21 protein-coding genes are annotated in these 22,134 nt (G+C 31.2%); 18 read left to right on the forward strand and 3 right to left on the reverse strand.

What is annotated here, in order from left to right; all coding sequences use genetic code 11:
• The first annotated feature begins 38 nt into the window (after window positions 1-38).
• Entirely contained in the window at window positions 39-389 is a 351-nt protein-coding gene (locus K6112_04450) for a DUF3147 family protein (protein ID QZP17280.1), read from the forward strand.
• A gap of 37 nt (window positions 390-426) precedes the next feature.
• Window positions 427-753 (forward strand): hypothetical protein, encoded by a 327-nt coding sequence (locus K6112_04455; GenBank protein QZP17281.1) that lies wholly within the window; start codon window positions 427-429, stop codon window positions 751-753.
• Between the two features lie 46 nt (window positions 754-799).
• Here the strand turns inward: K6112_04455 and K6112_04460 are convergent, their stop codons facing one another.
• Together K6112_04460 and K6112_04465 are read right to left on the reverse strand one after the other, a co-directional pair.
• Window positions 800-1,036, reverse strand: a complete 237-nt coding sequence (locus tag K6112_04460; GenBank protein ID QZP17282.1) for a hypothetical protein — start codon at window positions 1,034-1,036, stop codon at window positions 800-802.
• Between the two features lie 187 nt (window positions 1,037-1,223).
• Window positions 1,224-1,613, reverse strand: coding sequence for a hypothetical protein (locus K6112_04465; GenBank protein ID QZP17283.1), 390 nt, complete (start codon window positions 1,611-1,613; stop codon window positions 1,224-1,226).
• Window positions 1,614-1,755: 142 nt separating this feature from the next.
• Between K6112_04465 and K6112_04470 the strand changes: the two genes are divergently transcribed.
• The 16 genes from K6112_04470 (at window position 1,756) to gmd (ending at window position 21,214) form a co-directional block, all read left to right on the forward strand.
• Complete coding sequence (locus K6112_04470; GenBank protein ID QZP17284.1) at window positions 1,756-2,949, forward strand: nucleotide sugar dehydrogenase; 1,194 nt, start codon at window positions 1,756-1,758, stop codon at window positions 2,947-2,949.
• Window positions 2,950-3,055: 106 nt separating this feature from the next.
• Window positions 3,056-4,027: a glycosyltransferase family 2 protein gene (locus tag K6112_04475; GenBank protein QZP17285.1), complete on the forward strand. Its 972-nt coding sequence runs from the start codon at window positions 3,056-3,058 to the stop codon at window positions 4,025-4,027.
• A complete protein-coding gene (locus K6112_04480; GenBank protein QZP17286.1) occupies window positions 4,024-5,277 on the forward strand; it encodes an oligosaccharide flippase family protein in 1,254 nt (417 codons plus the stop codon). The genes K6112_04475 and K6112_04480 overlap by 4 nt, the downstream gene beginning before the upstream one ends.
• Window positions 5,274-6,236 carry an SDR family oxidoreductase gene (locus K6112_04485; GenBank protein QZP17287.1) on the forward strand — a complete coding sequence of 321 codons (963 nt, stop codon included), beginning with the start codon at window positions 5,274-5,276 and terminating at the stop codon, window positions 6,234-6,236. The genes K6112_04480 and K6112_04485 overlap by 4 nt, the downstream gene beginning before the upstream one ends.
• A 9-nt stretch (window positions 6,237-6,245) precedes the next feature.
• A complete protein-coding gene (locus K6112_04490; GenBank protein QZP17288.1) occupies window positions 6,246-6,890 on the forward strand; it encodes a hypothetical protein in 645 nt (214 codons plus the stop codon).
• 6 nt (window positions 6,891-6,896) lie between these two features.
• Window positions 6,897-8,429: a radical SAM protein gene (locus K6112_04495; protein QZP17289.1), complete on the forward strand. Its 1,533-nt coding sequence runs from the start codon at window positions 6,897-6,899 to the stop codon at window positions 8,427-8,429.
• Window positions 8,430-8,551: 122 nt separating this feature from the next.
• Entirely contained in the window at window positions 8,552-9,535 is a 984-nt protein-coding gene (locus tag K6112_04500; GenBank protein QZP17290.1) for a glycosyltransferase, read from the forward strand.
• Between the two features lie 67 nt (window positions 9,536-9,602).
• Complete coding sequence (locus K6112_04505) at window positions 9,603-12,158, forward strand: NAD-dependent epimerase/dehydratase family protein (protein QZP17291.1); 2,556 nt, start codon at window positions 9,603-9,605, stop codon at window positions 12,156-12,158.
• Between the two features lie 11 nt (window positions 12,159-12,169).
• On the forward strand, window positions 12,170-13,099 hold the full coding sequence (locus tag K6112_04510) for a glycosyltransferase (protein QZP17292.1): 930 nt from the start codon (window positions 12,170-12,172) through the stop codon (window positions 13,097-13,099).
• Window positions 13,100-13,173: 74 nt separating this feature from the next.
• Window positions 13,174-13,581 carry an acyltransferase gene (locus K6112_04515; protein QZP18487.1) on the forward strand — a complete coding sequence of 136 codons (408 nt, stop codon included), beginning with the start codon at window positions 13,174-13,176 and terminating at the stop codon, window positions 13,579-13,581.
• Between the two features lie 29 nt (window positions 13,582-13,610).
• Entirely contained in the window at window positions 13,611-15,752 is a 2,142-nt protein-coding gene (locus K6112_04520) for a hypothetical protein (protein ID QZP17293.1), read from the forward strand.
• Entirely contained in the window at window positions 15,749-16,465 is a 717-nt protein-coding gene (locus K6112_04525) for a methyltransferase domain-containing protein (protein ID QZP17294.1), read from the forward strand. The genes K6112_04520 and K6112_04525 overlap by 4 nt, the downstream gene beginning before the upstream one ends.
• Window positions 16,458-17,423, forward strand: coding sequence for a glycosyltransferase (locus tag K6112_04530; protein QZP17295.1), 966 nt, complete (start codon window positions 16,458-16,460; stop codon window positions 17,421-17,423). Before K6112_04525 ends, K6112_04530 begins: the two co-directional genes overlap by 8 nt.
• Before the next feature lie 12 nt (window positions 17,424-17,435).
• A complete protein-coding gene (asnB, locus tag K6112_04535) occupies window positions 17,436-19,265 on the forward strand; it encodes an asparagine synthase (glutamine-hydrolyzing) (protein ID QZP17296.1) in 1,830 nt (609 codons plus the stop codon).
• An 11-nt stretch (window positions 19,266-19,276) separates the two neighbouring features.
• Window positions 19,277-20,080: a hypothetical protein gene (locus K6112_04540; protein ID QZP17297.1), complete on the forward strand. Its 804-nt coding sequence runs from the start codon at window positions 19,277-19,279 to the stop codon at window positions 20,078-20,080.
• A gap of 9 nt (window positions 20,081-20,089) precedes the next feature.
• A complete protein-coding gene (gene gmd, locus K6112_04545; GenBank protein QZP17298.1) occupies window positions 20,090-21,214 on the forward strand; it encodes a GDP-mannose 4,6-dehydratase in 1,125 nt (374 codons plus the stop codon).
• 22 nt (window positions 21,215-21,236) lie between these two features.
• Here the strand turns inward: gmd and K6112_04550 are convergent, their stop codons facing one another.
• The gene (locus K6112_04550; protein ID QZP17299.1) at window positions 21,237-22,109 is read right to left on the reverse strand and encodes a hypothetical protein; all 873 of its coding nucleotides are present in this window, start codon (window positions 22,107-22,109) and stop codon (window positions 21,237-21,239) included.
• Window positions 22,110-22,134 lie beyond the last annotated feature (25 nt).

Consider the following 22,134-nt stretch of genomic DNA (forward strand, 5'->3'; position numbering starts at 1 on the left):
AAGATACATTGGTTTAAAAATTAGATTAAAATTAAAATATGTCCTATATTGTTTTTAAATATATCATTACAGCTGGTCTTATTGTTCTCATATCAGAGCTTGCAAAAATTTCAGATAAAATCGGTGCTCTCACCAGTGCTTTACCTTTAATCACAATCAGCGTGTTATTTTGGTTATTTTTTGAAAACCAATCAACTGAAAAAATAGCCAATCATTCTTACTATACTTTCTGGTATGTGCTTCCAACACTTCCTATGTTTCTCCTTTTTCCATGGATTATTAAGCATTGGTCATTTTGGCCTGCTATAGTTCTATCAATCGGATTCACAGTTGTTTTATTTATTGTTTATGTTGCTGTTTTAAAAAAGTTTGGAATTGATTTATTGTAAGTTTGAATTAAATCTTTTCTTTCTAGTCTAGTAAATCATGTTTTATTTATTAAAAATTGTTATTGCTCTTGTTGTCATTATTGGAGCAACAGAACTGAGTAGAAAAAATACAACCCTTGCTGCTATTCTTTTAGCAATGCCTATTATTTTTTTTGTTTCTTTCACATTAATTTGGGAAGAATCTAAAGATCGATCACTGATCAGTGGGCTTATACAGGAAACCACAATGTATATTTTGCCCGTTATCCCTTTTTTATTTTTGTTTAGTTTCTTAGTGAAATCAGGTTTTAATTACTATTTAGCGCTAGCCATTGCAATCGTTGGAATAACAGTAGGTACCTTGCTAATGAAGAAGTTCTATTAAAAAAGGGACCTATTAAGTCCCTTTTTATTATTCAAAATAAAAATTCTTACTTGCGTGATTTCCAGATTGAATATAATACCCATAAAGCTACAAGGCCAATTAGACCCTCACTTCCTAGCTGAGCTAATATTCCTGAAACATTTCCAATTACATCGGTTTGACCGATAAAAGGTACATTTGAAGTACCCATCAAGATTTGAAGAACAATTGCAAGAGCCATAAGACTAACTACTGTTTCAGCAAGTCCGCCAGCCCACTTCCTAATGGTTGCTAATATATCCATTTCAATTTCTCCTGTAATTTAAAAATAAGTTTAAACTTTCATCTCTTTAAACTGTGTAAAGTTTACCCTTATTAATCAACGAAAATACAATATATAGTATTTTTTTTTAAAAATTCACTATATGATGTTTTTTTAGTATAGAATTATAAGTCCCCCTAAAAGCATGCAAATAATAATAATGAGCTTATTAATTGTTACTTTTATGAAATAATGTAACGCGTCCAGACAGTAAGTAATTAATTACAAATAAAAATACAATTAGAAAGGATGCTATCTTCCAGTTGTTTTTCTTATGATCCCAAAACTCTTTTTTAGCTTTATTCCTAACTTCAATATAAATATTTTTATATTCTATGCCTAATCTTTCGACTTCTTTTTGATCTGAATTTCCATTTGCTTCTAACATTTGATCCGCTAAATTCTCTTTCATTTCTTTTTCGTTTTCCGTTGCGTACTTATCAAAAATTTCCCATCCGTCCAAGTTTAGTATCTGAAAATAATTAAATGCATAGAATCCTGTAATGGATAGAAGGGCAATAAAATAAAGATTCATGAATCTTTGTAAATATATTTTCATTTTAAGCATCTTTTTTTAATTTCTAATTAATATTATCGACTATTTATCTTTTTAAAGAAAAGTTTTTTAATATTTATTGCTTGCTAAATGAATTCTATAATTTATCATTAATAATTCTTTTTTAAACCAATTAATAATATTAATGAAAATAACTATTGTAGGTACAGGTTACGTTGGGTTATCAAATGCAATGTTACTTTCAAAAAATAATCATGTTATTGCCTTGGATATCAACTCTGACAAAGTTGATTTAATAAATAAAGGCATATCGCCCATTGATGATAGCGAAATCCAAAAATACTTATCAAAACTTCACAAAAAGTCAAAGGTAAGAATTCATGACCAATTCTTTAAAGCCACCATTAATAAAGAGTATGCCTATTCTAAAGCTGATTTTGTTATTATTGCGACACCAACTGACTATGATGTCGAAACCATTAGCTTTGATACAAAATCGGTTGAATCAGTCATTAAAGATGTTATTTCCATCAACTCTAAAGCAACTATAGTTATAAAATCTACAGTTCCAGTAGGCTTTACCGAGGATATTAAAAAAAGATTCTCATCAAACAATATTATGTTTTCACCGGAGTTTTTAAGAGAAGGGAAAGCGCTTTATGACAATTTGTACCCTTCTAGAATTATTGTAGGAGAGCAATCTGATCGTGGTAGGCAATTTGCAAATTTATTAGTAGAAGGCGCCGAGAAAGAAAATATTAATGTATTGTTAATTAATAATACTGAAGCTGAAGCCGTAAAGTTATTTTCAAACAGCTATCTTGCTATGCGTGTTTCTTATTTTAATGAGTTAGATTCCTATGCTGAACTAAATAATCTAAATGCAAAACAAATTATTCAAGGCGTAAGCCTAGAGCCCCGAATTGGCAATCATTATAATAATCCTTCATTTGGTTATGGTGGTTACTGCTTTCCTAAGGATACCAAACAACTTAAAGCTAACTTTAAAGATGTACCTAACAACTTAATCAGTGCTATTGTCGAGTCAAATTCAACGCGAAAAGATGTTATTGCTAATTCAATTATTGCTAAACAGCCAAAAGTGGTAGGAATTTTTAGGCTTATAATGAAAGTAGGTAGTGATAACTTTAGATCTTCTGCAATTCAAGGAGTCATTAAACGCCTTAAGGCTTATGGTATTGAAATAATAGTTTTTGAACCTGAGTTGAAGAATAAAAGTTTTCTTGGATGTAAAGTAATCGAAAAATTAACTAAATTTAAAGAAGATAGCAATTTAATTGTAACAAACCGTATGGCTCAAGAACTGGAGGATATCAAAGATAAAGTTTATACTAGAGATATATTTAATTCTGATTAACAAAAAATAAACGACTTGATAAAAATATTATTTTATATCTAAGTAAACTAATCTAGTTCCTACTTTAGGAGCTTCATATGAACAGGAAACTTAACTTAAAAGTCAAATGAAGAAAAATATAATTTCAATTATTATCCCTGTTTACAATGAGTCAACAATCTTACTTTCTTTTTATAACCGTTTAAAATCAGTTACAAGTAAGTTGAAAAAATATCAATGCGAACTTATTTTTGTCAATGACGGTAGCACTGATGATTCTTTTTCTGTTTTGAGTGAACTTGCCAAACTTGACAAAAAAAATAAAATATTAGACTTGTCCCGTAATTTTGGCAAAGAAGTAGCCCTTAGCGCAGGTGTTCATGAAGCAGATAATTCAGATGCCGTTATTTGTATTGATGCTGATCTTCAACATCCTCCAGAATTAATACCAGATCTAATTATTGCCTGGCAAAAAGGGTTTGAAGTTGTTGCTACAATTCGCTCCAGTATTGAAAAACAACCTTTGATTAAACGTATAGGGTCAAAACTATTTTATTGGGTAATGACAAAAATTTCTGGTGTGCAGATGAAGTCCCAGACGACCGATTTTCGACTATATGACAAAAAAGTGACCCAAGCTTTTCGCCATGTTACAGAGCGCGAAAGGATGTTTAGAGGTGTAATGGACTGGATGGGTTTTAAGAAAACTTATATTAAATTTAAAGCAGATGCTCGCATAAACGGAGAGGCTGGTTATTCATACTCTAAACTTTGGCATTTAGCTATTAATAGCATCACCTCCTTCTCTCTTTGGCCATTAAGAATAACTGGTCGTATAGGAGTACTGATTACTATTTCAAGTGGAGTTGTTCTTTTATGGATGCTGTTGGATTATTTAACTACTAGTAATTGGAATTTCTCACCTTTGGCCATTGTTGTTGTTGCTAACACTTTTTTAATGGGTTTGGTGTTAGTGTCAATAGGGTTGGTGGCTCTTTATGTGGGTAATATTCATACAGAGGTAATTAATCGCCCACTTTATATTATCAGAGAGCGCCTTAATTTTTCTAATTCCCCTGAAGAACAAAAGATTAAGTGAAGCAAAAAGTTAGGGGAATCTTTTTAAGTAAGCTAATACGAGGTAGCAGCTGGCTATTTATGGGTGGTGTATCGGCTGGTGTTTTAGGATATTTATTTCAGATAATCATGGGCCGTATGCTTAGTGTGTCTGAATATGGAATTTTCTCTGCATTAATGGCAATGATAATTGTTATTGGAGCCCCTATGTCTGCTTTGACAATGATAATCGCCCGTCGAGTTTCTGCATTTAGATCTGATAAAGATATAAGTAATTTAAGTCATTTATTCTTCTGGATTAATCGAAGATTAATTTTAATTAGCATTGTGCTGATAGTTATTATTATTTTTAATGCTAAGTCGTTACAAAATTTTTTACTAATAGAAAAAAGTGTTTACCTTTTTTCTTTAGTAGCAATCATTTTGATTGCTTTTCCTCAAGCAATAATCAATGGCTTTCTTCAAGGGTTGCAATATTTCAAATGGCTTGCATTAAGTTCTGTTTTTGTTACCTTTTTAAAAATTATTTTTGCTATCACTCTAATTTATGTTGGTTTGGGTGTTACAGGTGCGTTAGGAGGTGTTATTTTCTCATCACTAGCACTATTAATAATAACTTATATAATCTTATATCCATCAATAAAAAAAACTAATGTAAGTGGCTCAAGCTCAACACAGCTTTTATTTAAGTCTTCTTTTCCTGTTTTATTAGCAAATTTTGCTTTTGCAATCATGACACAAATTGACATAGTATTGGTCAAGCATTATTTTTCTAGTCAAGAGGCAGGTATTTATGCAGCTGCATCTATATTGGGCAAAGCAGTCATGTATTTACCTAGCGGGATTTCAAGTGCATTATTTCCAATGGTTGCAGAAAACCATGCAAGCGGGGAAAGTAGTCAAAATTTATTTTTACAAGCGGTAAGCTTAACTTTTTTACTTAGTTTGATAGGTGCACTATTTTATTATTTCTTTGCAGATAATATTATTTTATTATTTTATGGTGATGATTATAAAGAAGCTTCTAATATACTTAAATATTTTGGTTTCGCTATACTTCCAATGTCGCTAATAATGATAGCCGAACAATTTTTAATAGCTATAGGCCGTGTGCTTTTTGCTTATTTATTCGTAATAGTAGCACCTTTGCAAATTATTGTTATTTATTTTTATCATGATTCTGTATTAAATATACTTTTAGCATTATTTATTAGTGGATCAATACTGGTTATTTCTGGATATGGATTTCTATGGAGAGAATTTAAAAAATGATAAAAGAACGAAGAAATTATAGCCCTTTAAAAAGAATTTTAGTCACCGGTGGCGCTGGCTTCTTAGGCTCACATCTTTGTGAAAGGTTATTAGATGACGGTCATGAAGTGATTTGTCTAGATAATTTTTTTACTGGCACCAAGAGTAATATTGCACATTTAAGAGGCAATGAACGTTTTGAAATTTTACGTCACGATGTTGTTTCCCCACTTTATATAGAGATTGATGAAATTTATAATTTAGCCTGCCCTGCCTCACCTATTCATTATCAACATAATCCAATTGGTACTTTTAAAACAGGCGTATTAGGTGCAATAAATATGCTAGGTTTAGCAAAACGTACGGGTGCTAAAATTATGCAAGCATCTACCAGTGAAGTTTATGGTGACCCAGAAGTGCATCCACAACCAGAAAGCTACTGGGGTAAAGTTAATCCAAACGGTATACGATCTTGTTATGATGAAAGTAAACGTAGTGCTGAAACTTTGTTTTTTGACTATAAAAGACAGCATGGGATAAATATTAAAGTAGCGAGAATATTTAATACTTATGGCCCAAATATGCATCCTAACGATGGGAGAGTTGTGTCTAACTTTATCACTCAAGCGTTAAAAAATAAGCCAATTACAGTATATGGCGATGGTACACAAACACGTTCATTTTGTTACGTTGATGATTTAATTGAAGCTTTTATAAAGCTAATGAGCTCTCCAGATAGTTTTTCAGGGCCAGTTAATACTGGAAATCCCGTAGAATTTACTATCCTAGAGTTAGCAGAAAAAGTAATTGAAATGACGAGCTCAAAGTCAACAATTGATTTAAAGCCTCTACCACAAGATGATCCAACTCAACGCCAACCAGACATAACCCTAGCAAAAGAAAAATTAAATTGGCGTCCTCAAATCAATTTAGATCAAGGTTTAATTAAAACTATTGAGTATTTTAAAAAAATAACTTAAAGTGCAGCCATGAATACATACCCACTTTATGATATAGAGCACCTTTCAAAACATACATTTAGAATTAGGATAAAACGTCCAGATATTGATATCGTATCAGGACAATGTTTTAATATTGGTCTACCAGGCTTACAAATTAATAGAGAGTATTCAATCTATTCTGCTGCCGACTCTAAGTATTTAGATTTTTTAATTCGTGCAGTTGAAGGCGGGCAAGTTAGTTCAGCGCTTCAAAAAATAAAGCCAGGTGATTTAATTGAAGTTGATGGTGCTTATGGAGAGTTCAGTCTAAAAGATCCATTGAATAATGATAAGGAATATTTATTCATTGCGACAGGAACCGGTATTGCACCATTTCACTCTTTTGTTGAAACTTGGCCAACTATTAATTACACTTTACTTCACGGTGTAAGATATACTGACGAATGTTACCATTCGAATGACTATAAAGAGGGTTCTTATATACCATGTATTTCAAAGCCAGCTGATGGTAGCAAAGGAAAAAGGGTAACTGATTACCTTTCTAACAATAAATTGCCTTTAAATACACAAGTTTATATTTGTGGTAATAGAAAAATGATTATCGATACCTTTGAAATACTCCATTCCAAAGGTGTCTCAGGTGATAAAATTATGACAGAAGTTTTTTTCTAAAATAAAATGAAAATATCAATATCTTATCCACCAATTATTAATGATCATGGTCAAAAGGCGATGGTTTCTCAGAATCGTAATGTTCAGTTCTTCAAAGAACCTACTTATTTATTACCTGTAACTTATGCTCAAGCAGCGACCTATTTAAAACAAATGGGTTATGAAGTTTATTGGGATGATGGGAATGCTCAGCTTAAATCTTTTGATAAATGGTTTGAGGATTTAATTAACGAAAGTCCAAATGTAATTGTACTTGAAAGTACAACGCCCGTTATGAAATTTTATTGGCAAACAATTGATAAGGTTAAAAAAGCATTGCCTAATAGCATCGTAATTATGACAGGCTATCATTCTATGCGTATGCCCGAAGAGACTATGCAAAAATGTGCGGCAGACATGGTATTAAGAAGTAGTAATGTTGATTTTGCCCTTCATCGCCTTATTCCTTTCATTCATGAGAATGATAATTGGCGAACAGATTATCTTGGTGAAGGTCTGCTTATTCGTCTAGATAATGGGCAATTAAGGTCCACAGGTGACTTTAGACAAGTAGAACCTCTTGATAATGTTCCATTAGTTGATAGAGATCTTGTTAATTGGGAGGATTATGCTTTTGAGAATGGTAACTTCCTTCAAACTCCTGGTACATATGCATCCAGTGTTATTAGAGATTGTATGTTTGGTAAATGTACATTTTGTCGATATAACGGCCCAGATTTAACTTTTTCTATGATGTCGGTAGAGCGAAGTTTAGATGAGTATGAACGCTTAATTAATGAGCACGGAGTAAAAGAAATTTTTGATGATTCAGGTGTTTGGTATAGAGGTAAAGAAGCTAGGCAGTTTGCTCAAGGTATTATTGATAGAGGTCTACACAAAAAAGGTTGTTATTTTGGTATTAATACTCGCTTTGAATACCTTGATGAAGAGACAATAAAGCTAATGGGCAAAGCAAATTTTAGATTTATTTTGTTGGGATATGAGGCAGCTGATAATGTAACTCTAATAAAGCTCAATAAAGGTTATCAATTACAACATGTAGATAATTGCTTAAAATGGATGACAAAGTATGGAATGCATCCTCACTTGACTATTATGGTAGGTTATTATTGGCAAACCCAAAAACAATTAGATAATACAGTGTCTGAAGTAAAACGTCTTATGTTTAGTGGTTTAGCTCGTACACTTCAAGTTACATTGTGTACACCACTTGATTACACACCCTATCATAAAGAATGCATAAAAGAAGGCGTTCTTTTAACAGATGACTATAATGATTTTGACATGAGTAAACTTATTGTTAAAACACCAATTCCACACGATCAATACTACAAAGCTGTAAGGGATATGTATTCAATTGCATTTCATCCAAAGTTTATTCTCAGACAGTTACTTTTCTTAACTAGCTTTAAAAAGAAAGACTGGCAATTTTTATTTACTTACAGTATCCGTGCTATTCGTCGAGTTCGACAACATATATTTAACCTGACTCGTCATGAAACTAGTAAATCTCCAGAAAAGATGTCTGTTGAAAAATAACCAAATTATATCTGCAAATTTAATAGCTTAATTATCTGATGTATGTACTAAATACTTTTATCGAAAATTAAATAACCCCAAAATTAGTTATTTAGAAAACAACTAAGAAAATATTAAAATATATGTTATTTTCAATTATTATACCTGTTAAGTCTATTAACAATTATGTAAGAGAGACTGTCCCCCATATACAAGCATTAAAAACTCATAAATGGGAACTGTTTATCATCCCCAACTCTATTGAAGAGAATGAGTGGGCTGATGATAAAAGAATTACTATATTAGAATCTGGTAAAGTAGGCCCTGCCCAAAAACGCGATCTTGGTGCAATGAGTTCAAATGGTGATATTGTAGTATTTCTAGATGACGATTCATATCCAGATGTTAACTTCCTGAAAATTGCAAAAACTTATTTTTTAAATTCTAATGTTATAGCAATTGGTGGTCCAGCTATAACTCCCAAAGAAGATAGTTTTTGGCAGCATGTTTCAGGTGCTGTTTTTTTAGGAAAACTAACAGGTGGATTCCCAGAAAGGTATGTCCCTTATGGGCCTTCAAAAGAAATTGATGATTGGCCGACTGTTAACTTAATGGTTAGAAGAAAAGATTTTCTCTCTGTGGGAGGGTTTGATTGTCATTATTGGCCAGGTGATGATACTTGGTTGTGTCTCAAGCTTAAAAAAACAGGCAAGAAAATAATGTATGCACCTGAAATGATTGTTTGGCATCATCGTAGGGCAGGATTTTTACTTCATTTAAAACAAGTTGGCGCCTATGGTCTTCATAGAGGCTATTTTGCCCGACATTACCCCGAGACATCTTTTCGATTTAAGTTTTTTATACCATCATTATTTGTTTTTTTTGTTTTGGTTTCGATCATATTCGCTCTTTCGGGTCAAAGTCTATTTTTATTTTTGTTTATACTTTTTGGCTGGACAATATATATTTTAGCGATTGTTTCATCTATTTATGATTCAAGCAAACATGAAGGTTTACTTGTATCATTAGCAACACTTTTATATTTACCTCCCACTCATTTTTTTTATGGAATTCGGTTTATGATGGGCTTTTTAAGAAAAGGTGAATTAGTAAGTAAACTTCGTTAATGTATATAATGGTTAATTGTTTATACAGTATATTTAATTTGTACTTCGTTTAATTTTTGGAGAAAAAATGAAGGTTGTTATTACGGGTGGTCTTGGTTACATAGGGACTGAATTATGTAAAATTTATTCCGGTGAATCTAGATATAAAGATATAACGGTTATTGATAATAAATTTGCCTCAGAAAGAGTCATCCAACTTAGAGATTGGGGCATTAATTTTGTTCACGGAGATATACTAGATTTAGATTTAATGCAGAGCGTTTTGGGTGACGCCGATATTGTATATCACTTAGCTGGAATAACCGATGTAGCCCATACTAAAACTGAAGTAAACAATGAAAAAGAAAAGCTGATCGCTGAAGTTGGGATTGATGGTACAAATAATGTTATTAAATCTTTACCTAAAAATGCAAAACTAATTTTTCCATCAACACATGTAGTTTATGAAGGCCTTCAAAAAACTAAGTTTGATATAGAAGAGAATGAGCCTTTACTCCCGATCTTATCTTATGCAGATGGTAAGGCAAAATCAGAAATTGATATACAAAATGCAAACATAAATTTTGTTATCCTTAGGCTCGCTACAGTATTTGGTCTTTCATTCTCAGATACTATGCGGATAAATATTATGCCAAATTTATTTGCAAAAATTACATCTCAAAATGGAATTATTAAGCTTTTTTCTGGGGGCAAACAATATAAAAGCCTAGTATCAGTTTTTGATGTTGTGAGATCAATGAAATTCCTTGCTGAAAAAGATGAGGTTGCTAAAGAAATTTTTCATTGCTCAAGTGTTAATACAACAGTAAAAGAAGTGGCTGAAATATGTAAAAAAATTAATACTTATGTCGAGCTCATAGAAACTGATGATGAAATACCTAATCTAGGCTATACAACTTCAAATAAGAAAATCCTAGCAACTGGTTTTGAATTTAAATATCCATTGAAAGAGTCACTTAATGAAATGATTAAGGCTTGGTCGACAAAAGATCAGTTTAATAAACTTGAGTTGATTCAAAAAGGCCAGAAAGAATATATAGATGAGCGCGGAAAGATAAGTAATTTTGAGCTTACTGAACCCATCAATCTCATTGGATATATTGAATCAAAAACAGGAACAGTTAGAGCAAACCATTACCATCCGATTCAGGAGCAAAAATGTTTACTTATATCTGGTCAATATATAAGTGTTCTTAAGGATTTATCTGATGAAAATGCTGTAATTGAGACCAATATTATCAACCCTGGAGATTTGGCAGTAATCCACCCCAATGTAGCCCACACAATGGTTTTTCTAGAGGATTCAATTTTTCTCAATCTAGTTAGAGGTGAAAGAGAGCATGAGAATTATGGTTTAACGCACACAATTTTTTATGAATTGGTAGATGATAACCTAAGAAAACAGATAGTAGATCACTATAAGGCTAATTGCAGAGTGTGTGGAAAAAAGAACCTTAAAGAGGTAATCTCTCTAGGAATGTCACCATTAGCTAATAGCTTACTTAAGGATATTAATGAAAAAGATAATTTATATCCTTTAGAACTCAATTTTTGTCCAAATTGCTCAAATTGCCAACTTTCGTTTACAGTACCAGCTAAACAAATGTTTGATAGTTACCTTTATGTATCTTCGACAAATCAGACATTTAGAAATCATTTTTCAAGCATGGCAGACAAATTTATAAAAGAGTTTAACCTTAATAAAAAAAGTTTTGTTTTGGATATAGGTAGTAACGATGGTGTTTTTCTCAAACCACTTAAAGAAAATGGAATTCAAATATTAGGTGTGGACCCTGCTGAAAATTTAGCTAGTTTAGCAAACTCCAAAGGATTAGAAACGCTGCAGGGTTATTTTGATGAAAAAATAGTAGATAAAGTAATTAAATTAAAAGGTAAGGCAGATATAGTTACTGCTTTTAATGTTTTTGCTCATGCAGATGATCTAAAGTCACTAGTGAATAATGCTTTTAGGGCACTTAAGAAAGATGGTGTTTTTATTATTGAAGTTCAGTATTTATTGGACACCCTTAAAGATGTCACATTTGATAATATTTACCATGAGCATGTTAATTACTGGTCTGTTACTTCTTTAAAAGAATTCTGCAACTTGAATGATCTTAAACTAATTAAGGTTGAACATGTTGAAACTCATGGTGGTTCAATAAGAGCATATATTAGCAATGATACAAAAGTTGATTCATCAGTCGAAATATTTTTAAATAAAGAGAAAGATTTTGGAATTAGTCAGTTTAGGACTTATGAAAAATTTGCCAGCAAAGTGAAAAATCTCAAAACAAGTGTACTAAAGACAGTATCGAAAATTAAGAAGGAAGGAAATTCTATAGTTGGCTATGGATCTCCTGCAAAAGCAACAACTGTCCTAAATTATTATGGTATTTCATATAAAGATATTGACTATATCATTGAAGACAATGAGCTAAAACATAATCATTTACTTCCCGGTATGAAAATTCCAATTAAATCGAAAAAAGATGCCCTGAAAAAACTACCAGACTATATTCTAGTATTGGCATGGAATTTCTTAGATGATATTAAATTAAATAATCCTGATTTGGTAAAATCAGGTTGTAAATTTGTAACTTTAAGAGATTTAAATTGGTAACAGGAAAATTTATGAAATACAAGGATTCTAATAAAGATGCGATTGTTTCAATAGTCATAACAACAAAAAATGAGCAAGATAATATCGAAAATTGTTTGTTATCTATATTGAATCAAACATACCCAAGAAATCTAATGGAAATTATCGTAGTAGATAATTATTCGACAGATAAAACAAAAAAAATTTCAAAAAAGTATGCAGATATTGTCGCAAATATAGGTCCTGAAAGGAATACACAACGAAATTATGGAATGTTAGACTTATCCACTGGAAAATATTTGGTTTGGATTGATGCAGACATGATTTTGTCAAAGAGACTTATAGAAAATTGTATTGCCTATTTATCAAATAAAAATTTAATAGCATTAAATATTCCTGAAATAATCCTTGGCGATGACTTTTTTTCAAAGGTTAGAAGATTTGAAAGATCTTTTTATAATAATACTGTCATTGATGGTTCTAGAATAATTCTAAGAAATGCCTTTATAAAGTCTGGCGGTTTCTCTAAAAATTGGGAGCATGGGGCAGATGACTGGGATTTAGATAAAGAACTAAAATTGATTGGAGAGATTGGGTATATTGAAGAAACAGAAGAAAATACAGGTGAAATATTAAATTCACTAAAATTGAATATAAATCCGCAATATAGTAAAAATAGCTGTATTTTTCATAATGAATCCAAAATGTCTATTTGGAAATTTATTAAAAAGAAGACTTATTATTCAACTGATTTGAATGCATATGTTAAGAAGTGGGGATCATCAGACCCAGATATACAAAAACAACTAGGACTATGGTATAGATTTGTTTTTGTTTTTGTAGAAAATGGAAAGTGGAAAAGAACTCTTAAAAGACCAGATTTGTATTTTTCAATAGTTCTAATTAGATTCTTAACCGGGATTGGTTATTTATTTTCGAGATTAAAGACGATAAAAAATTGAGAATACTCCAATCTATTTTCAATAAGTATACTTTTTTTACTTCAAGAGTTAGAGCGATTATTTATAGTATATTTATGAAGGGTGTTGGCAAGCGCACTTATTTTTCGCAAGGGGTTGTAGTTACGAGCCCCACAAATGTGAGGGTTGGAAATGATGTGACTATAAATTTACGTTGCCGTTTAGATGGCCCCGGAGGTCTTGATATTGGAGATTTTTCAATGGTTGGAATAAATGTAACAATATTGTCTGCTAGCCACGATTTTCATGATATTAGTGTGCCAATGAAATGCCAGGGAATTAATACTAAAAAAACTACTATAGGCAAAGATGTTTGGATTGGTAATAACGCGGTTATCATGCCCGGCGTTATTTTGGGTGATGGTGCAATTGTTGGAGCTAATAGTGTTGTAACAAAAGAAGTTAAGCCTCTAAATATAGTTGCAGGAACTCCAGCAAAAGTAATAGGGGTTCGGGGTAAATAATTGATGTATTAATTGAGTATCTGAAAGATATGATTACATTCAACAAAAAATATTATTTACTATTGGCAGCATTAATAGTAATCCTGCCACATATTTATTATGGGGATGGCCGTATTTTAAATGCAGGAGACTATGCATGGTCATTAGATTTCAATGGATATTTTAATCGTGGATTAAGTACTTGGGATGATAGTTATAATTTTGGTAACCCAGTCCCAAGGCATCATGTGACTTTGTTGTTTGGAAGCATTGGTTATTTACTTACTCAATTTGATTTTAGTCATGCAACTGTACAATCTATTATATTTTTTGTATTTACTGTTATTTGTTTATTAGGGACCCTGCAACTCGGAAGATTGTTTAGCTGGAAGGAAGAGCAAAGTATTGTTTTTTCTTTGCTGTATATTTTTTCTTCGATATCACTTCATTATTGGAGTCCCGATCACGGCATGAACATTTTTGTATATCAATTGTTACCAGCAACAATGGCCTTAGCTTTAAAGTTTTTAAACACAAACAATTTGTTATTTTTAGTTGGTTTTTTTATAATTTGTTTAAATCCAGGTTTTTCTAATCCAGCTTTTTTTATTTGTTATTTCGCAGTATTGTTATTCTTTCTTGTTATTTCTGGACATATACTTTCAAATAAAAATCATATCACCCTTAGTCGAAAGGCTTTAGTAGTATTTATTTTTTTTATTGCTAATTGTTATTGGCTCTTCCCTTTTGTTGCCGATATTGCTAATCAACATAACTCTGCATCTAATTTAATTGCTGGATTAGTAAATGATCGGAAAATAGCTATTAACGATAGCTACGCAATTTTGTACTCTTTATTAGGAAATGGTGGTGGTCTTTGGACTGCAAATGGTTTTCATGGGCCAAACATGCCCATAAGAATATGGGGTGAATTTATAAGATCAAACATATTTATCCTCTTCAACATATTAGTTGTTTTAATATCTATATTTCCATTATTTACCCCAAAAGTTGATAAAAAACACGTTATATTTTTAGGTGCTTATTTGTTTATAGTGGTCTTAATTGCTGGGATGAAATATACGTTTCCAATTAATTTGATTCCTGAATTATTTCTTGATATTCCTGGTTTTGAGAGAGGGTTTAGATCAATATCTATGAAAGTTGGACTAATTCTGGCATTTTTTGCTTCGATAATAATGTCGTATTCTGTAAAAACACCATTTAAAGTGATAACATTTATTTTCATACTACTATCAACTCTACCTTTTTTGAAAGGCTTAAATTACTCAGATAATAATGGATCAAAACCCCCTGAGTATATGATGCCACCTGATGAATATGATGTTTTAAAAAAAATCTCACAAGATGCTAATTATGATTTTCCACCTTCTTTAGTAAAGCTGCCAATAAACGAAAAATCATACAATATAATATTAAAATGGAATGATGAAGAGGGTTTTGTTGGTTCAGAGTTTATTAGGATGTATTGGGACGGCCCAGCCATATACTTTTACGATGGCAATTCTGGTACAAGAAGAATTGTTGATAATTGCGGGGGCTCTGTAAACTTAAATTGCATTAAGGATATGATATCAAGAGGGAATTCATTTTTTTTAGTGAAAAATGATAGCTTGATCAATAGAGGTGATCATAATCTTGTTAGAAGTAAATTGTTAGATATGGAAAAGCTGGGTATCTTAAAGACTGTTGAAAAAAATCAACATTTTTATTTGTTTGAAAGTGTTAAAGAAGTAGATAATAGTCTACATTTTTTATCAATAAATTGTCATAACGATAAAGAGCAGTCTTCTGCTGTTAGGGTAAATGCAAGCCTTATTAATATAAATTCTTCATGTAAGAACCCCGATATAATTAAATATGGCAATCATCAAGATAGTTGGTGGTTGTGTGATGGTGACAAATATCAAAAAAATATAAATAACTCTAATGGGTTAATAAAACAAAAAAAAGATGGGATGCAAAAATATATTTCTGATATAGGTTGCGGTATCGCTCACAAAACCAGGGATGTGATTTTAGGCACTTCAAAGGATAAAGATAAAAACAAATTTATCGTTTACTGGCCCTATATTACATTTATTATTGGGTTAGGTATTAGTATATCTTTTCTTATAAGTATTCTTATTTTCGGGATAATACAACAAACAAAGGGTAAGAATAAAAAATGAATACAGATCAAATTACAAAGCTTTATTATACAATTGTGCCACTTAGATTTATTAGGTTTCATGCATATAGAGTTGAAAGATTTATAAAAAAAATGGCTCAAGAATATGACTTTAAAGGCAATAAGATCTTAGATATTGGTGCAGGGTCTACGTATCATTCTGGTCACTTTTCAAAAGCAAAGTATCTTTCTCAAGATATTATTCAGAATTCATACAACACAATAGATTATGTATATGATATTTGTTCGAAAGATGAAATCCTTGATAGTGAAGCAGTCAATGTAATTTTGTGCGCCCAAGTTTTAGAACATTTAACAGCCCCCCAGAGTGCACTTGATGAAATGTTTAGAGTTCTAAAGCCAGGAGGTAAAGTTTATTTAACAACCCATATGGCTTTTGAAGAACATATGTTACCTCATGACTATTGGCGCTTTACTGAGTTTGGTATGAGGCTTTTGGCAAAAAATTCTAAATTTGAAGTTATTCATTTTGAAAGACATGGTGCTACTGCGAATCTTATCCATTATGCTTTTTGGACTTGGCCTATAAGAACTCTCTTTAAAAATAGATCTAATGTCATTTATTATTTGTATGCTATTTTATCAACGCCATTTATTTTAATTACAGGTATTTTATCGGAGTTCATCGATTATATTTCAAAAGATAATGGAATTTACACGAATTTTGAAATAATTTTAAAAAAACGTGAATAAAGTTAAATTGTCCATTGTTATAACAACTAGAAATAGAGAGTTATTATTTCGGAGTTGCCTCGAGTCAATTATTAATAGTAATCTAACTATTCCCTATGAGGTCATTGTTGTAGATGATGCGTCCAGTGATGGCACAAAAAAATTTAATAAAAATGAATACTCTAGATTAAATTTAGTTGTAATAAGAAATAAACAGCAAAAAATGATGGTCCGTTCTAGAAATCTTGGTGCTAGAAAAGCAAAAGGTAAATTAGTTTTATTTGTAGATGATGACAATGAAGTCGATATAAAAATGATAGACAATCTTATTATCCACCTTGAAAATAATCCTAAATTAGGCATAGTCGGGCCATCTATGTATCACAAAGGTTCAAATATTCCTTATTTGACATCACAAAAAATAAATTTTTTTACGGGAAAAACAAAAGGACTAAATTCTGAAACAAAAAAATCTTCTTCATCAGATGGTATCCCTAATGTTTTTATGATTAAAAAAATAGCTCTAGAAAAAAACAATTATTTTGATGAACGAATTGTTCAAACATTTACAGAGCCTGATTTTGCATTTTCTGCAAGAGAACATGGTTATAAGTGTGAGATGATACTAAGTGCTAAAACATTTCACAACAAAATTTGGGGGCATGCGGGCATTCAAATCTCAAACAATAATTTTAGGCAGAAAGCATATTATATAATGAGGAATAGAATCTTATTTGTTAGCAGGTATGGTTCATTAGGACAAAAAATCATCTTTAACACCTTTTTTTCATGGGTTTGGCCCTTTATTTATAGCTTTATAGCTTTACGTTATTTTAGGTTTGATTTAATTGTTTTGTATTGGGTAGGCTTTGCAGATGGATTAAAAATTTTATTTTCTGGAAGAATTGATTCAAATGAAAAATCTGTCAGTCGTGTTAGATGTTTACTTAACCAATTTCCTAGAAAAAATAAGGCTTAGATAAAACATATTATGTGTGGTATTTTTGGAATTATTTCAACTAAAAAAATTTCTCAGGCAGAGTGTATTAATTCTGTAAATAGCCTTCGCCATAGAGGTCCTGATGATTCAGGATGGACTTCATTAACATATAAAAGAAAGCACTCTATTTTTCTTGGGCATACCAGACTTTCCGTCCAAGATTTATCTGATTCAGGTTGTCAACCTATGAGTACCTCGGATAAAAGATATACAATTATATTTAATGGAGAGATATATAACTTTAATGAATTACGCAATGATCTAAAAGCTGCAGGAGTAATTTTTTCTGGTAGCTCTGATACTGAAGTTATTCTTCAGCTTTTTATAAGATATGGTTTAGATTGTGTTGAAAAGTTATCTGGCATGTTTGCATTTGTAATTTTAGATAATTTTAAAGGAGAAATTACAATTGCAAGAGATCGTTTTGGTAAAAAACCACTGTATTATTATCTTGATAATGAAAATTTTGTTTTTGCTTCTGAATTAAATTCAATCCTAGAACTAAATAGAATAAAGTCATCTTTATCAGTAGATAAAACGTCCATTAATCAAATTTTAATTACTGGTTTTATTCATGGCCAAAGTAGTATCTTTAATGAAATTAAAAAAATAAATCCCTCAACTATTGCCGTTTTTTCTATAAAGCGCATGGATTTTATTGATAGTAAAATTTATTGGTCAGTAGAAAACTACAATAATAGTTCTAGAATTTTTCAGGAACCCTCCAAAGAAATGGAGCGATTATTAGACAAATCTGTAGGAGACAGACTTGTTTCTGATGTTCCAATATGTATGTTTTTATCAGGCGGAGTAGATAGTAGCTTGGTTTATTCGAAAGCTCTAATGCATATGCCAGATATGGAAGCTTTTACAATTTCTTATAAGAACTATAAAAATGATGAAAGCGACTTCGCTAAGCAAGTAGCAAGAAGCCTTAAGGGAAAACTAAATATTGTTGATATGAATGCTAAGCAATTTTCAGATAGTGCAGAAAGCATGCTAAATATCCTGGATGAACCTGTTGCTGATGCGGCAATGATACCACTCCATTATTTATCTAAGATTGTTGGGAATAGATATAAGGTCGCCCTAAGTGGCGATGGTGGTGATGAAATTTTTGGTGGCTATATTAAATATCCTGTGCAGGAATATATTGAAAAAACCCCTCAGTTTATTAGAAATTTTATAGCATCATTACTTAAAAATACAAATTCAATATCTCTTAAAAGATTAGCAAGTGGTCTAAAATTAAATTTTAATGAAAGGCAGTTTATATTTGGTAGTGGTGGTTTTTTAATTGAGGAAATGGAAGAGCTATTAGAAAATAAAAATTTTAATAAAAAAGCAATATTTGCTTCAGTTTCAAAGGCAAATCAACCATTTCTCAATGACCCGTTCTTACAATCAATGTATCTTGATACTTTGTTCCAATTGCCAGATTGGTATTTATTTAAGGCAGACAGAGCATCAATGGCAAATGGACTTGAATTGAGAAGTCCATTACTTGATCATAAGATAGCTGAACTATCTTTTTCTTTTTCTTCGTCTGAGCATAAAAAGTTCTTATCAAAGAAAATTTTACTTAAAAAAATGCTAGCAAAAAACCTACCCTCACACCTTGTAAATAGAAAAAAACTTGGGTTTGCCGTTGATTTAGATTCATGGGTGTCAAGTAAATCTTCGAAGGAAATAATCTTGTCAGATTCCAATTCTAATATTTTTAATAAGGTCTGGTTACAAAAAAATTTAAACTTTATGAGTCCTCTCGCTAAATTTAAGATAATATCTATAAATTATTATTTGCTTAAGCATGGATTCTAAATATATCGTTTATGAATAAATTATCTAACAACGAATTCGGTATATTGATATTATCATGTGACGCATATTTAGACTTATGGCCACTTTTTTTAGAGTATTTTTTTAATAATTTTGACTTAGATGGAACTTCGTATCCGGTATATTTTGGAAGCAATGAAGTCCCTAACAATGATCCAAGAGTTATTCCATTATTATCGGGAAAAGATACTAATTGGTCCTCAAGTTATATAAAAATTTTAGAACAAATATCTTGCTCTAAAATATTAGTAATTCTTGAAGATATGATTGTTGTAACACCTGTAGAAGCTTATAAATTAAAAGAGTTTGTTGAATTTGGAATTTCTAGTAATGCAACTCATGTTCAATATTCTCACTGGCCTTGGCATAATAATTTAACCTCAAAAAATAATTTATTTTTAGAAATACCAAAACAAATGCCATATAGGTCCCTAGTCTGTGGTTTTTGGGATAAGAGTTATTTAACTAGATTATTAATTCCAGGGGAGAGTCCATGGAATTTTGAAATTATGGGTTCATATAGAGTCTCTTATGATACCGGTTTTTACGTAATTAAAAAAAATTTATTTGATTGGGTTAATCTTGTAGAGAAAGGCTGTTGGACAAATGAGTCTTTGATATGGGCAAAAAAAAATAGTGTTAATATAAATCTATTTCCAAGACCTATTTCAAAATTTTCTAGTAGAATTATAAGCAAATTAAAAAAATATTACTTTAATTCAGTAAGGCTTTTAATTTCCTGGAAATTTAGAGTTAAATTCATGCACTTATTAAGAAAAATTTTTATTTCGTATTAAAATATTATTATGAAAAAAAAGAAAGTAGCTTTAATTACAGGAATTACTGGACAAGATGGCTCCTACCTTGCAGAGTTTCTTTTGGAAAAAGGCTACGAGGTGCACGGAATAAAAAGAAGAGCTTCGTCATTCAATACTCAGCGTATTGATCATATTCTTCAGGCTCCACATGATGATAAATCAGGATTATATCTTCATTATGGTGATTTAACAGATAGTAGTAATTTAATTCGAATACTTAAAGAAGTAGAACCAGATGAGGTATACAATTTAGCTGCTCAATCTCATGTTGCTGTGAGCTTCGAAGTGCCAGAATATACTGCGGATGTTGTAGCAATAGGTACACTCAGGTTGCTAGAGGCAATTCGGTTTTTAGGATTTGAAAATAAAACACGTTTTTATCAAGCATCAACCTCAGAGCTTTTTGGTGATGTTCAGGAAACACCTCAAACTGAAACTACTCCATTCCACCCAAGATCTCCATATGGGGTTGCTAAGATGTATGCTTATTGGATTACTGTTAACTATCGTGAATCTTATGGAATTTATGCTTGCAATGGAATTTTATTTAATCATGAATCACCCAGGCGTGGAGAAACCTTCGCCACTCGAAAAATAACAAGAGGTCTTGCAAATATAGCCCAAGGTTTGCAAAAATGCCTCTATATGGGAAATATTAATTCCTTGAGAGATTGGGGGCATGCAAAAGACTTTGTGCGTATGCAATGGATGATGCTTCAACAAGATAGACCCGATGATTTTTGTATTGCTACAGGTATTCAGTATTCTGTTCGTCAGTTTATTCAGTGGTCCGCGTTAGAGCTCGGTATTACAATTAGCTTCGAAGGTGAAGGACTTAATGAGGTTGGTAAAGTAAAATCTATTGAGGGCCCAAATGCACCTGCATTGAAAGTTGGGGATGTTATTTTTAGAGTTGATAGTCGTTACTTTAGGCCTGCAGAGGTCGAAACACTATTAGGAAGCTCAAAGAAAGCAAAAGATAGCTTAGGATGGATTCCCGAGATTACAGTCCAACAAGTTTGCTCTGAAATGGTAAGAGAAGACTTGAAAGAAGCAAAACGTCATGCCTTGCTTAAAGAGCATGGCTTTGAGTTGCTGATTACTAAGGAATAAATCAAATTACATTTATTTAAAATCATTTAAATGGTTTATCAATTTTTGAAGTTGAGATAGGAATAGAAATTTTATGGTCAACACCATTAATAAGATAATTATCTGAACTGTGAATTAAGGATCTATCCCAGGTTAGAATGTCACCAAGATTCCATTTATATATTGTGTGAATTTCTAAATCTCTTAAATCTTCATAAGGTTGATGGCTTAAATATTCATTATAGATTTTTTTGTCGAATTCCTTACCACTAGTGATATGCTCATTTGTCCTTATTCCGTATCTAGCTGAATTTAAAAGATTTGAGACCTCATTTCTAAATGAATCATTAATTAAAAATTCACCCCCCTTAAATTTAAGAATATTTTGATTTTCAGTATCTGATATCATTTCATTGAAGATTAATACGTTAGGAACGTCAATAAATTTATTATTAATATCTTTAAATATATGATCATGGCCATCTGATTTTTTGGAGACAAAATACGCAGCAGGCCCATACCATCTATTCTTAAAAATTACTGTATGAGCAGGTTTGTTTTTTGGGTAAATATTAATTGGAATCAATATATTTTGACCTATAACATCATCTGGATCTTTACCACTATCTGCATGAATTCTTAGAGGGAACCGAGAGGTTATAAAATGTGGTTTAAAATCATTTACATATAAATCACCTAAAAATTCTTTAAGTATTTTTTCTAATTTAATTAAATGTTTATTTTCACTGAAAGAAAATGATACTTTTTTTGAATCAGCTCTATCTACTTGAGCAAATAAAGTTTTATTAATATCTTCTAACTCTTTCAAAAAATTAGCATCAAATACATTTTTATATATTTTTACACCTATTTCATTTTTTTTGATCTCATCTATTCTTGTAAAAAAATTTTGCATATAAGGTAATGTCTATAATATTGTA

It is taken from the genome of Methylophilales bacterium (assembly GCA_019823025.1).
Taxonomy (GTDB): domain Bacteria; phylum Pseudomonadota; class Gammaproteobacteria; order Burkholderiales; family Methylophilaceae; genus BACL14.